The sequence below is a fragment of the candidate division KSB1 bacterium genome (assembly GCA_022566355.1).
In the GTDB taxonomy this organism is placed as follows: domain Bacteria; phylum Zhuqueibacterota; class JdFR-76; order JdFR-76; family DREG01; genus JADFJB01.
The window spans coordinates 1-16,116 of record JADFJB010000020.1 but is presented as its reverse complement, the minus strand read 5'-3'; the positions used below and the strand labels follow the sequence as shown (position 1 = coordinate 16,116).

The 16,116-nt window shown below is 41.6% G+C and carries 12 protein-coding genes and 1 pseudogene; 12 read left to right on the top strand and 1 reads right to left on the bottom strand.

What is annotated here, in order from left to right; all coding sequences use genetic code 11:
* Positions 1 to 43: 43 nt before the first annotated feature.
* The 11 genes and pseudogenes from IIC38_05655 to IIC38_05605 all read left to right on the top strand — a co-directional run bounded on the left by IIC38_05655 (position 44) and on the right by IIC38_05605 (position 13,414).
* A complete protein-coding gene (locus IIC38_05655; protein MCH8125429.1) occupies positions 44 to 955 on the top strand; it encodes a hypothetical protein in 912 nt (303 codons plus the stop codon).
* Between the two features lie 45 nt (positions 956 to 1,000).
* The gene (locus IIC38_05650; GenBank protein ID MCH8125428.1) at positions 1,001 to 2,449 is read left to right on the top strand and encodes a hypothetical protein; all 1,449 of its coding nucleotides are present in this window, start codon (positions 1,001 to 1,003) and stop codon (positions 2,447 to 2,449) included.
* Between the two features lie 50 nt (positions 2,450 to 2,499).
* On the top strand, positions 2,500 to 3,675 hold the full coding sequence (locus tag IIC38_05645; GenBank protein ID MCH8125427.1) for a PP2C family protein-serine/threonine phosphatase: 1,176 nt from the start codon (positions 2,500 to 2,502) through the stop codon (positions 3,673 to 3,675).
* 349 nt (positions 3,676 to 4,024) lie between these two features.
* A pseudogene (locus IIC38_05640) lies at positions 4,025 to 4,310 on the top strand (GIY-YIG nuclease family protein).
* Between the two features lie 110 nt (positions 4,311 to 4,420).
* The gene (locus IIC38_05635) at positions 4,421 to 7,120 is read left to right on the top strand and encodes a hypothetical protein (protein MCH8125426.1); all 2,700 of its coding nucleotides are present in this window, start codon (positions 4,421 to 4,423) and stop codon (positions 7,118 to 7,120) included.
* 128 nt (positions 7,121 to 7,248) lie between these two features.
* The gene (locus IIC38_05630) at positions 7,249 to 8,307 is read left to right on the top strand and encodes a SpoIIE family protein phosphatase (protein ID MCH8125425.1); all 1,059 of its coding nucleotides are present in this window, start codon (positions 7,249 to 7,251) and stop codon (positions 8,305 to 8,307) included.
* A gap of 476 nt (positions 8,308 to 8,783) precedes the next feature.
* Positions 8,784 to 10,016, top strand: coding sequence for a M48 family metallopeptidase (locus tag IIC38_05625; protein ID MCH8125424.1), 1,233 nt, complete (start codon positions 8,784 to 8,786; stop codon positions 10,014 to 10,016).
* Between the two features lie 258 nt (positions 10,017 to 10,274).
* Positions 10,275 to 11,426, top strand: a complete 1,152-nt coding sequence (gene solA / locus IIC38_05620) for an N-methyl-L-tryptophan oxidase (protein MCH8125423.1) — start codon at positions 10,275 to 10,277, stop codon at positions 11,424 to 11,426.
* A complete protein-coding gene (locus tag IIC38_05615; protein MCH8125422.1) occupies positions 11,426 to 11,941 on the top strand; it encodes a cupin domain-containing protein in 516 nt (171 codons plus the stop codon). The genes solA and IIC38_05615 overlap by 1 nt, the downstream gene beginning before the upstream one ends.
* Position 11,942: 1 nt before the next feature.
* Positions 11,943 to 12,689 (top strand): class I SAM-dependent methyltransferase, encoded by a 747-nt coding sequence (locus IIC38_05610; GenBank protein MCH8125421.1) that lies wholly within the window; start codon positions 11,943 to 11,945, stop codon positions 12,687 to 12,689.
* A complete protein-coding gene (locus IIC38_05605) occupies positions 12,686 to 13,414 on the top strand; it encodes a hypothetical protein (GenBank protein ID MCH8125420.1) in 729 nt (242 codons plus the stop codon). The genes IIC38_05610 and IIC38_05605 overlap by 4 nt, the downstream gene beginning before the upstream one ends.
* A gap of 129 nt (positions 13,415 to 13,543) precedes the next feature.
* On the opposite strand, the gene IIC38_05600 is transcribed toward IIC38_05605, so the two are convergent.
* Positions 13,544 to 14,473, bottom strand: a complete 930-nt coding sequence (locus tag IIC38_05600; protein ID MCH8125419.1) for a hypothetical protein — start codon at positions 14,471 to 14,473, stop codon at positions 13,544 to 13,546.
* Between the two features lie 204 nt (positions 14,474 to 14,677).
* Between IIC38_05600 and IIC38_05595 the strand changes: the two genes are divergently transcribed.
* On the top strand, positions 14,678 to 15,832 hold the full coding sequence (locus IIC38_05595; GenBank protein ID MCH8125418.1) for a beta-lactamase family protein: 1,155 nt from the start codon (positions 14,678 to 14,680) through the stop codon (positions 15,830 to 15,832).
* Positions 15,833 to 16,116: the final 284 nt, after the last annotated feature.

Below are 16,116 nucleotides of genomic sequence, written 5' to 3'. Positions count from 1 at the left end.
TTGACGCTTATAAAATACCTAACCTGAATAATTCAGGAAGCTAATGAATAAACCATCCTCCAAAACACAGCAGAGCCAAGAAAAAGAGCTGGCTTTAGCCCGTCAAAAAATCGAGAAACTGGAACGTGAGGCACAGATCGAAGCTGCACTCGAACGTGTTCGGTCAAAGGCGATGTCCATGCACAACAGCGACGACATCTCAGATGCTACGGCAATCGTATTTAGGGAACTCGAGAGACTGGGAATCGTCACGCTCCGCTGCGGAGTCGGCATTCTCGATGAAACCAAACACATGGATGTCTGGACTGCAACTGCAAGCGCTGATGAAGATGATATTCGGATCATAGGCCGAGTGGACATGACGATTCATCCAATGCTGGAAGGCGCGTTCGACGCCTGGAAAACACAGCAGTCATTCTACACACGCGATTTGGTTGGCAAGGACGTGAAGAATTATTTCGCCGCCCTTGACGCTGCCCCTGACTATCCCAACATTGTGCCGGACAAGATTCCTAAACGACAGTCTTTAGCTACGTTCAGTTTTCGAGAGGGCTTGCTCTTCTTTTTTTCTGATGATCCAATAACCGAAGAAGCGATCCGGATATTCAAAAGATTTGCATCGGTCTTTGCCTTGACCTACCGGCGCTACCTGGACCTGAAGCAAGCCGAGGAGCGGGCCCACGAGGCCCAGATCGAAGCTGCCCTTGAACGCGTCCGCGCCCGCGCCATGGCCATGCACACATCCGATGAACTCACCCGCGTAGCCGAAGTGGTTTTCGAGCAATTTACTAGGCTGGAGATCCCTTCGCTACGCCGTATTGTGATTACCGTAATCGATCAGGATGAAGAGACGTTCTCAATTTGGGCTTCCTCCACTGGTGACCAGCCTGGTGTACATGGTTTTACGGTCCCTATGCTGGAGAACGACAAAATACGTGAGTTCTCAGAACGTTAGCTCGCAAACGAAGATCGCTTCTCCGTTTTCTTTGAAGAGCAGGCCATGAAGGATTTCGTGACGCACATCGTGCAGTATGGATGGCGGTATCCTGCCGGAGAAAGCGCCCCAGACAGAGTGGTTATGAACTGTGCTTCCTACAGCCACGGCATTATGAACACGATTACGTATGAGCCTTTAGCCGAGGACGACTTCGATGTTCTCGCACGCTTCGCTAAGGTCTTCGAGCAGACCTACACGCGCTTTCTCGACCTTCAAAAAGCCGAAGCCCAGGCGCGTGAAGCACAGATCGAAGCAGCGCTCGAAAGGGTTCGGGCGTGCACAATGGCCATGCATCAAAGTGAAGAACTACAAGAAGTTATCAGGGTCGTCTTCGAACAATTAGAATCCCTGAATCTCGACATAGATGCAAGTAACATCAACGTGCATTTAAAAGACTCCAAAGACCATTATATGTGGACAGCCGCTACCAGCCAGCGATATGATAGGCGGGTGCATTTACCATACTTTAACCATCCATTTTTTACCCGATATGAGACGGCTCTTCACAATGGAGAAGCACTGCTGACTGATACCATGACTTTTGAAGAAAAGAACAGCTTTTTTGTCCACTTTTATACACATGCGGAATTTACAGTGCCTAAGAAACGAAAAGCGTATATTGCTGCCGCAAAAGGAATAGCCAGGTCTACTGTCCTTTCAAAAGATACTTCTCTGACTATTTGGAATTACAAGGTAGTACCCTATACCCCTGATGAGAATGGCATAATCAAGCGATTTGCACAGGTATTCGAGCAAACATACACGCGCTTCCTCGACCTTCAAAAAGCCGAGGCACAAGCCCGCGAAGCACAGATCGAAGCTGCTCTTGAGCGTGTGCGAGCCAAGGCGATGGCTATGCATAGTTCTGAAGATCTGGCCACAACTGTCAGTGTCGTTTTTCAAGAATTGCGGACCCTGCACATCACACCGATGCGTTGCGGCGTCGGTCTGATCGACGGAGAAACTCAGGTCGTCGAGCTATTAACCACCAGCGCCACCAAAGAGGATCATGCCTTGGAACTTGTCGGCACAGTAAAGTTGAAGGGCCACTACGTATTGGAAAGCGTATTCGAATATTGGAAGGTGCAGAAGGAATATCATCCTGTACTGAAAGGCAATTCCTTAAAAAAATATTATGAACTTGTAAGACCTCATATTGACATTCCGGATTGGCAAAGTATCAATATCCAGTATGGGTATTTTTTCTACTTTCCGGAAGGAGCCCTTTATACTTGGGCTGAAAAGGAATTCGTGGAAGAAGAACTTCGCATCTTCCGAAAATTTACGTCGGTGCTGGGATTGACCTACCGGCGGTACCTTGATTTAAAGGAAGCCGAAACGCGGGCACGGGAAGCCGAACAGCAAGCCTCCGTAGATCGCGTACGGGCGGAGATCGCGACGATGCGAACCGCCGACGACCTGCAACGCATCACCCCCGCTCATCTGGCGTGAACTAAACGTCCTCAGTGTGCCATTTATCCGCTGCGGGGTTTTAATTATCGATGAGGCCAGCGGAGCATGCCCTTTTTTATCTCTCTACCCCGTCCGGAGAATCCCTCGCCGCGCTGCATCTGAAATTTGGCAGTACGCCCCTGGTTGAGCAAGCTGTGCAGTACTGGCGGCAGAGAAAGGTTTTTCGGGAAGAATGGGACCGGGAGCAATTCATAGCGTGGACGCAGACGATCCTATCGCAGATTGATAGTCCGAAACAGTACCAGGCCGGTGAGGAAGCGCCCGAGAGGCTCGCGTTGCAGTTCGTGCCTTTTACCCAGGGTATGCTCTATGTCGGCAGCGCCACACCGCTGGCGGACGATGAAATTAACCTCATCCAGGCGCCCCTTGCCGATGCCTTTGCCGTAGCCTATGCACGTTATGAAGACTTCACACAATTGGCGGCAGCCAAGGCTGAACTGGAAAAAGAAAACCAGCGCAAAGCCCGGGAATTAGAAGAGGCACGACAGCTGCAGCTTTCGATGCTGCCGAAAGACGTTCCTAAATTGCCCGGCCTTGAAATCGCTGTTTACATGAAAACCGCTACAGAAGTCGGCGGTGATTATTATGATTTTCATACAAGTGATGATGGCACTTTAACAGTCGTGGTTGGGGATGCCACCGGACATGGCTTGAAAGCCGGTACCATGGTTACGGCTGCCAAAACTTTGTTTAGCGCTTTGGCTAAGAATCCTGATATCTTATCCACATTTGCAGAAATGAACACATCCATCAAATCGATGAAATTGCCATTATTATCCATGTGTTTGGCAATGCTTAAATTCAGTAATGGAATCCTAAAATTATCTTCTGCTGGAATTCCGCCCGTTTTGATCTATCGCAATGCCAGCAAAAAACTCGAAGAATTGAATATTGACGGCATGCCGTTGGGCGCCATGAAAGGATTTCCTTACCGGCAAGAAACGGTAAAATTGAAACCTGGAGATACGATTCTACTCATGAGCGACGGTTTTCCGGAATTGATGAATGATAAGGAAAAAATGCTGGATTATCCAAATGCGTATGCCGCATTTAAAAATGTAGGGGGGAAATCACCGAAGGAGATTATTGACCACCTGGTTAAAACAGGCATCAAATGGGCCAATGGCCGCCCCCAGGATGATGATGTGACGTTCGTGGTTTTGAAAATAAAACGTGAAACGGCAGACGGCAAACGTGAGACGTGAAAAACGGAAAACGCGAAGAAACCTCTGAGCTTAAAGTATGTGGGTATTAGATTCCCGATAAAAGCATTCGGGAATGACAGGGATAGGAAAAAATTGTCATTCCTGCATGTTTTTAGCAGGAATCTTGATTGTGAAATGACTTAAATGTGAAGTACTATTTTGTATATATTTAATATGGGTGTAAGAAAAATGGTGCTTCCCGATTAAAGCATTCGGGAATGACAGGTAGGGTAGCATGGTTATCATTCCAAATAATTATTAGGCGGTCAGCAAACCCCAAAACTGTCACCCCCGAATGTCTTATCGGGGGTCTAGATTGTGATTTTTTAAAACATAACTGGCCTTTTTATTGAATTATTATTTTGTCTACGTTTTAGCTAGTAAGAAAAATGGTGTTCTTTACATTGGAGTTACAAATAATCTCAAAAGAAGAATATATGAGCATAAACATGACTTAATAAAAGGGTTTACAAATAAATATAAAGTTCATAGTTTGGTTTTTTATGAGGTTCATAACGATATTAAATATGCTATCTTCAGGGAGAAACAAAATTAAAAAATGGAACCGCCAATGGAAGATAGACTTGATTGAGAAAGAAAATCCTGATTGGAAAGATTTGTATAATAAAATATAGAAAAAGTAGATTCCCGATAAAAGCATTCGGGAATGACAGAATAGAGAATAATGACTTAGCGCTTATATTATTATCGAGGAACACACATGAAATTACAAAGGAAATCACTTATGAACATATGCTCATCCACTAAAACTAGAGTCACTAGCATTCGATTATTACTCTACTTAACGCTGTTCACAACCTCTTCAATCGCCTACTCCCAACCCCAGAAAATGGTATTCGAACACATTACCGTACAAGATGGCCTGCCGGAAAATAGTGTGTTTTCCATGCTGCAGGACCACCTGGGCTTTCTCTGGCTCGGTACTCAAAACGGCTTGGTGAAGTACGATGGTTATCATATGAAAATCTATACATCGGATGCTGACAATACCCACAGCATTAAGGGGCGTTCTATTTTTACTTTGCATGAGGATCGGTCGGGAAACATCTGGGCTGGAACTAGGGAAAACGGGCTTAATAAATTTAACCGGGCTACAGAGCAGTTTACTAACTACCGGCATGTCCCGGGAGATAGTGCCAGTCTAGGTAACAATTTTGTCTTTTTTATTCATGAAGATCAAAAAGGATTTATTTGGGTTATTACAAGTGACCAGCGGTTGAAAAGATTGGATCCTCAAACCGGAACTTTTACTCATTATGAACATGATCCGGAAGATCCAAACAGTTTGAGCGCCAATTCAATTAGTGTTTTTGGCATTTCATTTCTTGTTTTTTCGTTCCTGGAGGATAGAAATTCAAATATCTGGTTCGGCACAACAAATGGGTTCAATCGTTATAATCATAAAACGGATTCTTTTACACAGTATTTGCCTGATTCGGAAAATAGCGGCAGTATAAGTGGAAATATTATTACATCAATTTTAGAAAGCAAAGACGGCCAGTTGTGGATCGGAACTATTGGCGGAGGTCTCAATCGTTATGATCCTCAAACCGATTCTTTTACAAATTTCATCAATGATCCTGAAGATCCAAACAGCATTGTAGATAATACAGTTGCACATTTGTTTGAGGATGAAGCCGGTACACTCTGGCTTGGTACACAAGGTGGATTGGACCGAATGGAGCCAAGTACGGGTATCTTCACCCATTACAAACACGACCCGGAAAACTCTTCAACACCCAGCAATATTGGGCTGATGCCTCTGTTTGAAGAGGAAAATGGCGACATCTGGTTCCTTTCGGGAGGAGGAGGCCTGGATCTTTTCAATCGGCAAGCCGGAACCTTTTCGAATTACCACAGCGATCCGGATGATCCCGCCAGCTTGAGTTCAGATCGAACTGTCGCATTTTTAGCCGATCGTTCCGGGAGTTTATGGTTCGGGACCAGTAATAGAGGTTTGAATAAACTTGATCGTTCGCAACAGAAATTTACAAATTATAATAAAAAGGAAGGGGATTTGAATAGTTTAAGTGATAACCGTGTAACCGCTATTTTTGAATCGAACTCTGAACCGGGAATAATTTGGATAGGTACTCGGGATGGTCTCAACCGATTTGACCGCGAATCGAATACCTTTGTCCATTTCAAACACGATTCATTAGATAAAAATTCATTGAGCTCAAACATTATTCTAGCTATTTATGAAGATTCGTCAGGAGAAATGTTTATCGGCACTGCTCAGGGCTTCCATCGCTTTGATCGTGAAAAAGGTCATTTCACTCGTTATAAAAACGACGTAAATGATCCTACAACTTTAAGCAATAACAGGGTAAATGACATCCTGGAAGACCACACAGGCGCTCTCTGGATCAGTACAGAAGGCGGATTGAATCAATTCGACAAGGAAACCGGAAAGTTTATCCGCTATATGTACATGGATACCACATATCATCGTATGGTTTTTCAAACTATAGAAACAAGCATGCAACAGGGTCGAATTCTTTCTGAGATAGTGAAGGTAGGAAATGACCAAAAAATCTCGAAAACCTTTACTCTTGATAAGGAAACTACGATACTAATCGTTTCTATGGGAGAAGGGACAACCCAGATGTTCGATTTTGGCTCTCTTGAATCAGATAAATCGACCATCTGGGAAATGGATTTGGACAGCACGAAACATGCAGGAGGAAATATAAAAAACAGAATCCAAATTGTTATGAAAACACTTCAACCAGGCAAATATACCCTCCGGTATCAAACTGACGACAGTCATAGCTACAGAAACTGGAATGCTCAACCACCGCACCGCCCGGATTATTGGGGTATTCTCGTTTTTAGCCTCAACCACGCCGAAACCGATACACTTTTAGCCTATATCGATCAATTTGAATATGGCAATTCAATACCCGAAGATAGAGTTCGTCCAATTTTTGAGGACGGCTCCGGAACGCTTTGGTTTGGTACGAACACCAATGGTGTTTTTCGCTATAACAGGGATACGGATGATTTTACAGCCTTTAATGATGAAAGCCGCGGTTTGATCGCTGTTTTAGATATTTTTGAGGATGCATCCGGCAGTTTATGGCTTGCTGACTATATCGGCGGATTGTTGAAATTCGACCGCGAAACAGGTTTGTTCAAAGCTTATACAGTTCAGGATGGATTACCAGTCAATAGTGTGAATGTAATTTTGCAAGATGAAAGCGGCTTTCTCTGGCTTGGCACTTTTAATGGGTTGACAAAATTCGATACTCGAAACAACATGTTCACAACCTTCGATGCTTCCAATGGCTTGCTAGGCCATGAGATTTTTAGAGCTTATAAGAATGCGGCTGGGGAAATGTTTTTTGGTGGTCCAGATGGGTTAAATGTTTTTTCACCGGATCAAATGCAAACCAATACTGTCCCCCAACAATTGCACTAACCGGATTTAATCTATTCGATCAACCCGTTGCAATCGGGGGTGACTCACCCTTAAAACAGCATATTTCCATTGCCGACAATGTTGATTTAGCCTACAATCAGAATGATATATCCTTTGAATTTGCAGCCTTGCATTTCAGTCGCCCAGAAAAGAATGAATACGCCTACAAACTGGACAATTATGATTCAGACTGGCGCTATGTTGGAACCAAACACACGGCAAATTATACAAATCTGGATCCTGGAGAGTACATTTTTCATGTTAAAGCTGCCAACAGTGATGGGATATGGAATGAGGAAGGGACTTCAATCAATATTATAATCAATCCACCATTCTGGAAAACCTGGTGGGCTTATGCTATTTATTTTGTCCTTTTGATATCAGCGATTGTTTCTGCAGGTAGGTACCAAAATCATAGAGTGATTCAGAAAGAAAAGACCAAAGCGATTTTGGCAGAAAACCAACGGCGAGCCAAAGAACTTGAAGAAGCGCGAACCTTGCAACTTTCCATGCTGCCCAAAACCGTTCCATCCCTTCCCAATCTGGAAATTGCAGTATATATGAATCCTGCCACCGAAGTGGGTGGCGACTATTACGATTTTCATGTTTCTAATGATGGCACACTCACAGTCGCTGTCGGCGATGCCACCGGCCATGGCTTGAATGCCGGTATGATGGTGACAGCTACTAAAAGCTTATTTGAATCGCTGGCGCCGGATGCAGAAGTCTTAGGCTTTATGAACCAGTCCAATCGAGTTTTGAAAAACATGAACCTTCGCACACTTAATATGGCTATGACCATGCTGAAAATTAAGGGTTCAAAAATTGCGATTTGTGGCGCTGGTATGCCGCCATTGTTAATTCACAGGGCGGCTGAAAATAAGATGGAAGAGATCCTGTTGAAGGGCATGCCCCTGGGTTGTGTGGAGGAATTTCCATACAAAGAGCAAGTGTTATCAATTTCTGCCGGTGATACTTTATTGCTTATGAGTGATGGTTTTCCGGAACGTTTCAACAGTCACGGGGATTATATGGGTTATGATGAAGCCTATGCAGCATTTGAGAAAGTAGCGACAAAAAGTCCCAAGGAGATCATCGACTATCTTGTGAAAACCGGAGATGAATGGGCCAATGGAAGACCCCAGGACGACGATGTGACGTTTGTGGTGATGAGGGTGAAGACGTGAGACCCTTCGACTGCACTCAGGGCAGGCGGCAAATGTGGGACGAAATAAGTAGATTCCCGATAAACTTGTACCCTTATGTTTTAAACGGGTAAACATTTCGGTAATGACAGCTCCATAATTGTCACCCCCGAGTGTTTTTATCGGGGGTCTGTCCTTTTTTTTAAGGGATCAGAATTTTAACGATGTATAAGATTCCCGATTAAAGCATTCGGGAATGACAGTTTGGGTTGTAATTGAATTCTTAATTCTGCATAGTCGGAAATGACAGGTTAGGGAAGCATGATTATCATTTATGCAGTCTCGCTTTTAGCAGAAATCTTATTCGTTGAAAGTCCATCAAAATCTATCAAGATAAAATCATTACTTTAATATCACTATTTTACTGCCCAACCAAAATAAAATTTGCGGGATTCATTTCAATTCGCTACCTATTATTGAAGTATCTTTACATCAATAACAAAATAGGTTAGTGGAATATGAATATTTATGCAATCATCATTTTAGCAACCATATTGTTTGGCTTCGTTTTAGATGTCATCGCTGAAGTCCTCAATTTAAAGGCATTGGAAGAAGAACTCCCAACTGAATTTGAGGGAGTGTATGATTCGGAGAAATACGCCAAATCACAGGAATATACCAAAGTCAATACAAAATTCGGATTTATTACGGGTACATTTGGATTACTGCTCACATTGGTATTTTGGTTTGCAGGAGGTTTCAATTACTTGGACCAAATTGTCAGGGGTTGGAATTTAAGCTCAATCTGGACGGGTTTATTGTATATTGGCATTTTGATTGCTGTGAAAACATTACTATCACTGCCATTTGGCATCTACTCAACTTTCGTAATCGAGGAACGGTTTGGTTTTAACAAAACCACACCCAAGACATTTATCCTGGATATGGTCAAAGCGTTATTACTTGGCATCATTATTGGCGTCCCACTGCTAGCCGGGATTATGGCTTTCTTTCAGTATGCCGGCAACCTCGCCTGGCTATATTGCTGGATTGCTACCACCATATTTACTTTAATTATCCAATTCATTGCGCCAACCTGGATTATGCCGCTGTTTAACAAATTCACACCTCTTGAGGAGGGTGATCTGCGCAATGCAATTATGGCTTATGCGGAAAAGGTTAAATTTTCATTACAAAATGTTTTTGTGATGGATGGTTCGAAACGGTCGTCAAAATCAAATGCATTTTTCACGGGATTTGGGAAACGTAAACGAATCGCTCTGTTTGATACCCTCATCGAAAAACATACGAACCAGGAATTGGTATCTGTTCTCGCTCATGAAATTGGTCATTATAAGAAGAAGCATATCCTGAAAGGAATGATCATCAGCATGTTACATACGGGTGTGATGTTTTACCTCCTTTCTATTTTCATGCGTCATCAAGGTCTTTTCGCAGCATTTTATATGGAGGAAATGTCAATCTATGCAGGGTTGATTTTCTTTGGTATGTTGTTTTCGCCAGTGGAGATGATTCTATCCATATTTATGCAGATCTTTTCACGAAAAAATGAATACGAAGCGGATCGATTCGCGTCCGAGACAACAGAAGATCCTGCTTCGATGATCTCTGCATTAAAAAAACTCTCGGTTGATAATTTGAGTAATTTAACACCACATCCGTTTTATGTATTTTTGAATTATTCACATCCACCGGTATTGCAACGGATTGAGGTGATTAAGAAAACTTGAAGTAGATCAATAATTTTGACAGGATTAACAGGATATACAAGATTACTAGTCGGAATGATTTGTTTATTTGTTATAAATCTACGATTTTAAAAGAGTTTTTTTGAAGTGGAATGCAACAAAACAATGTGTTTAATAAAGAAAATTGAAGAATTCCTACATTTGTCATCCTGTCGTGACGGTATCTTGATAAAAAACAATATCTTACATGAATTTAAAATAGATTCCTCTGAATGACATTAATTTTTTTCATTAGTAATAATGCCTAAAAAATATTTCGACGTCGCAGTAATCGGATGTGGGGGAATGGGAAGTGGCGCTCTGTACCATTTGGCGAAGAGAGGGATCAAAGTCTGTGGCATAGAACAGTTCGGGATTGCTCACAACTTAGGCAGCTCCCATGGCGAAACCCGCATCATTCGCAAGGCTTATTTTGAGCATCCGGATTATATGCCGCTTTTGAATCGGTCTTATGAGCTTTGGGACGATTTAGCGCAAGAAACGGGCAAAAAACTCATGGTACAGAATGGCTTAATCGTAGGAGGCAAGCCGGATTCTGAAACCATAGTGAATCTTGAAAAATGTTATCAAAAATATTCTGAGCCCCATGAATGCTGGACAGTTGCTGAAACGAGAAAACGGTTTCCGCAATTTAGGATTCCGGAAGATTCGACTGTTTTTTACGATCCATTTGGAGGATTTTTATTTGTTGAAACATGTGTGCAAGTGCATTTAGAAGCAGCTCAAAAATTGGGCGCTGAACTTTTCACGAGTGAAAAAGTGTTAGAATGGAGGCGGGATAGAGATGGCTTCTGTATACAAACAACCAATGGGGAAATTTTCGCGGACCGACTTGTTTTAAGTATGGGTGCCTGGTCAAAGAATTATTTAGCTCAATTAGGAATTCAGATCGATATTTGGCGAAAGGAAGTGTATTGGTTCAGAAGTCACAATCTGGCATGTTTTAAACCTGATCAGTTTCCGGTATACTTTTTCGAAACAAGTTATGGCACTTTCTATGGCTTTCCGGCAATCAATGAAAAAGGTCTCAAAATAGCGGAACATTCAAAATCCAATATTATCGAAACGGCTGATGAAGTCAATCGCAATTTGGAGTCATTGGATGAAGAGGAACTCTTACGATTTCTTTCCGAATATATTCCCAATGCCGGACAAGAACGCACCGATTATTCTGTTTGCATGTATAGCAAAACATCAGATGATGATTTTATATTAGATAATCATCCGCAAGATTCTAATATCGTTTTAGCTGCTGGATTTTCTGGACATGGTTTTAAGTTTACACCCATTGTTGGTGAGATCATGGCTGATCTTACCTTAAACGGAACGACTGAACATCCCATAGATTTTTTAAGATTGTCGAGATTCCATAAGGACCAGGTAGAGGTATAGTGAAATCCGCTGAGTACTGGATCGAGAAATTGCAATTGCAGTCCCATCCTGAAGGCGGGTACTTTCGCGAATCCTATCGAGCGACAGAATCGATTCAGGCTGTTCATCTACCTAATCGTTTCAACGGCGATCGCTCCTTTTCAACCGCTATTTATTATTTATTAAAAGGCGAACAATTCTCTGCATTCCACCGTCTAAAATCTGACGAATTGTGGCATTTCTATTCTGGTTCTTCCTTGACAATTTATTTGCTCAATCAAGAAGGCGTTTTAGTAGAATTGCAATTGGGAGATGATTTTGATGCTGGTGAGTCCTTTCAACTGGTGGTTCCAGCAAATACCTGGCTTGCCGCTCGTTGCGGTAGAAAGGACAGTTATTCATTGGTCGGCTCTACCGTTGCTCCCGGTTTTGATTTTATAGATCTGGATTTCGCAAACCGGCAGGATCTGATCAAGGAATATCCTGAAAATACAGCGATTATCAGCCAGCTCACTCAACCTAAGCCGAGAAAGTAGCATGACATTTAAAGATCACTTGTCCACACAATCCGATATTTACGCCAAGTACCGTCCGAAATATCCCCCTGCTTTATTCGATTATCTTGCATCAATTACCCCAGATACACAACAAGCCTGGGATTGTGCTTCCGGTTCAGGTCAGTGTGCGACGGGATTAAGAAACAGTTTTGTCCATGTAATAGCAACAGACGGAAGTGAAAGCCAGGTTGTTCATGCAACTCACGAGAAGAATATATCGTACATGGTTTCAGTTTCAGAACAAATAGCGATACGGTCAAATACAATAGATTTGGTGACGGTTGCTCAAGCGTTGCATTGGTTCGATTTCGAAAAATTTTATGCAGAAGTAAACCGTGTGTTACGACCTGGTGGTTTAATAGCAACCTGGTGTTATACGCTTTGTCAAATCTCGCCTCAAATCGATCAAATTATTTTTGAATTGAATTATAACACGCTTGGGGAATATTGGAGTCCGGAGATATATCATGTCGATGGTGGCTATGCTACAATCCCTTTCCCATATAAAGAGGAAAAAACTCCGGAGTTTAAAATTCAAGCCCAATGGGATTTTCTGGAATTTATTGGGTTTCTCAGTACGTGGACAGCAGTTAAAAAATTTGTTCAAACACACAATCGCAGTCCAATTGCTATATTTTATAAAAAACTGCTACACGCCTGGGGTGATGAAGAAACAACAAAGGAGATCACATGGCCTATTCACATGCGAGTCGGGAGGTTAAAATGAAAACAGGTATTGGATTTTTAATATTACTTTTTATGTGTGCTTGTTCCGGTAATTCAGATCCACAGAAAATAATAGATCAATCGATTGACAAATATGGAGGAATACGTTACAAACATTCATACATACAGTTTGATTTTCGAGATAAGCAATATGATATTCACAGGACTGGAGGTAATTTCACCTATATTCGGGCATTCAAAGATTCCATAGGTGATGTTCGGGATATTTTGACGAACAACGCCTTCAATAGGGAGGTCAACGGCGAGCGTGTAACTCTGACAGATCAGGAGCGGATTTCGTACCAGGCTTCTCTAAATTCCGTTATTTATTTTGCCCTGTTGCCTTTTCCACTCAACGATCCTGCAGCTCAAAAACGATATCTTGGTAAATCGAAAATAAATGGTGAATCTTATCATAAAATTGAAGTTACATTTTCGGAAGAACAGGGAGGCTCTGATTTTGAAGATCGGTTTGTGTATTGGATTCATCAAAAACACAAAACAATGGATTTTCTTGCTTATACGTTTCATCAAAACGGTGGTGGAACGCGTTTCCGCCAGGCATTGAATCCCCGAGTTGTCAATGGTATCCGATTTGCCGATTACTTAAATTTTACTTCCGATTCGATCCAGAAAAATATAGAAGACTATGATGAATTATTTATGACTGGTGATCTCAAAAAAATTTCTGAAATTAATTTGGAGAATATTAAAGTCAGCAGATAAATATGTACCCGCTAGCTGTTTTTAATATCGATTTTAAGTTCTATTGATTATTTGCCATCTAGTGATTGATCGAAATGACAATGAGTGGTATGGGCAAAGAGTTTTCGTTCATACACTATCTACTTAGATCTAGAATTTTTCTTTTAATTTTCTTTTTAGAAGTTTACTGGGCGGCAATGGATCTCCTGTTAATTCTGTCATTTCAATTACTAGTTTTCCAGCTTCTAGCAGTAGGTTTTGATCGATACCCGTTTTGACACCATTTGTTTCAAACATGTTTACGATTTCTTCTGTAGCCACGTTTCCGACTGCTTCTGTTAGAACTTTCTGATTACCACCAATTCCTCCAATTGCTGAATCAAATGTGTTAACTCCGGCATCAAAAGCTACACGGACTTTCTTAAGACCATCTCCATTTCTGTTATGTAAATGAACTGCAATTCCTGCTGAGCCAAAGGTGTTAATTACATATTTTAGCACTCTTTCGATGTCATCTTCTTTAGCGCGGCCATCTGTATCTGCCAGAGCTATAGTTAGTTCAGGATCAAAGTGACGAAGCTTTGAACATATTTCGGCAACTTCTTCCTCTTTGGTTGGCCGGTTCTCTTGGGTTAGATCCCTAAATGCACCGGATAAATGAGCTCGTAAACGATAGCCTTTTTTAGTTGCAATGTCAACCACCTCTTCTGCATTATTAATGGCTTGTTCTATAGTCATCTTTGTGTTCTTTAGAGAATAATACTCTGAAGCAGAAAGAAACAATGCAACTGTGTCCAGGTTTGGGGCTTTTTCAAACTCATGGAAATACTTGATATTCGGGACTAGCGCAGCTAATTGGCCATTGTAACTATTAACCTGCTTCATTAGCTCGCTTGTATCCTTCATGGCCGGTATGATCTTCTGATTAACAAAAGAGCCAACTTCTATGTATTTTAAAGAAGCTCTTTGCAGTATTTTAATTAGCTCGATTCGTTTCGCTATAGGAATTTGCCCATTACGATTTAATACTTGCATGCCATCGCGCGGGGCCATTTCGCATATCGTAACTATTTTTTCCATAATATTTATCTTAAATTAGCAATTTAATAATTGCGCTGATTAACATTACTTTGGCAATGTATTAAGAGAATATTTTCTTGAATATGCATTATGTTATGGAGCTTCTTAAATACGCAAGCAAGAACAAAATTAATGCATTAAATTTAAAATATTATAACATATAATGAATATATTATAGTTACTCTTTCAAAGGATGTCAAGACGATGAGCCAAAATAGAAAACTTCATTTCCAAAAGACCTTTTTCTTCTTTCTTTTTTCTTGTTCGATTGCACTTAACGCGCAACAGCCTGTCTCTACTAAAACAGCTGAAGTTTTCGCACGTTTAGAAGAGCAAATTGCATTAGATGTGGAAGAGGATAATGTAGGAAGTATTGCAGCAGGTATTGTAATGGGCAACGATTTGGTTTGGGCAAAAGCCTTTGGTTGGGCAGATGTTCAAAATAAAGTCCCGGCTGATATTACCTCGATCTATCGTATTGGCTCAATCTCAAAGTCGGTAACGGCTGCTTTGCTGGTTCGATTAGCTGAAAAAGGAATATTAGATTTAGACGATCCTGTTTCCAAATATTTGCCGGAAATTAAAAACCTGGTGGATTCCCTAGATGTAGCACAAAAAATTACCCTGAGGCAATTAGCAAGCCATACAGCCGGATTGATCCGGGAACCGAAACTGCCAAAAGCTGCTGCTGGCTCAATCGAAAAATGGGAAGAGAAAATATTAGCATCTATCCCGACGACTTCATTTTTATCTAAACCCAAAGAAAAGTACTCCTATTCGAATATTGGTTACGGTATTCTCGGTTTGACTATCTCACGAGCTGCTAATCGTCCTTTTATGGATTTAGTACATGAGTATATTTTTGAGCCTCTTGGCATGAATAGCAGTACATTTATCATTTCTTCAGATTTAAAAAAACATTTGACTGTTGGATATGCAAATCGTCGAGATTCTATCAACACAACATTCCCAGCCATGGAACATTCCGGGCGTGGCTATAAAGTTCCTAATGGCGGGGTTTATTCCACTGTTGGAGATTTGGCGAAATTTATCGCCGGCCAAACCGGAGTCTCCCCCGTGCAAATTCTATCCACTGAATCCCGTGCTGAGATGCAACGTATCCAAACACCGGCTAATCCAAACAGCGGTTATGGCCTGGGTTTTTCCATAAGAAAAGAGGAAGGAGGAATTCAGATTGTCGGGCATGGGGGTAGTGTTGCCGGTTATAATGCATACATTGCTTTTGATATAAAAACAAAAATTGGGATTATTTTACTGCGAAATTACAATCGTGGTAGGACTAGGTTGTCTAATTATTCTGATGTGGTGCTTGAATTAGCTAAAATCAATGAAGAGTGAGATTCAGAGTAATCTTTCATATTTTGCCGCCACAACTTTTGAAAATAGTCAATGCCGGTGCTTTTTGTGATCTCTTCAAATGAAAGAAATTCATTTAACGGTGTGCATTGTTATCACTTCCAGGTCCAAATAAAACCGCGGGGATCTTTGCCTAACTGTAATTAGTGTCTGAACGAAAAGCACCCATCTGTCATTCCCGCATGCTTTTAGCGGGAATCTACATGCCTGGAATGATTAGATTCCGGCTCAAGCTTGTCCCTGCATGTTTTTGGCAGGGAAGATTA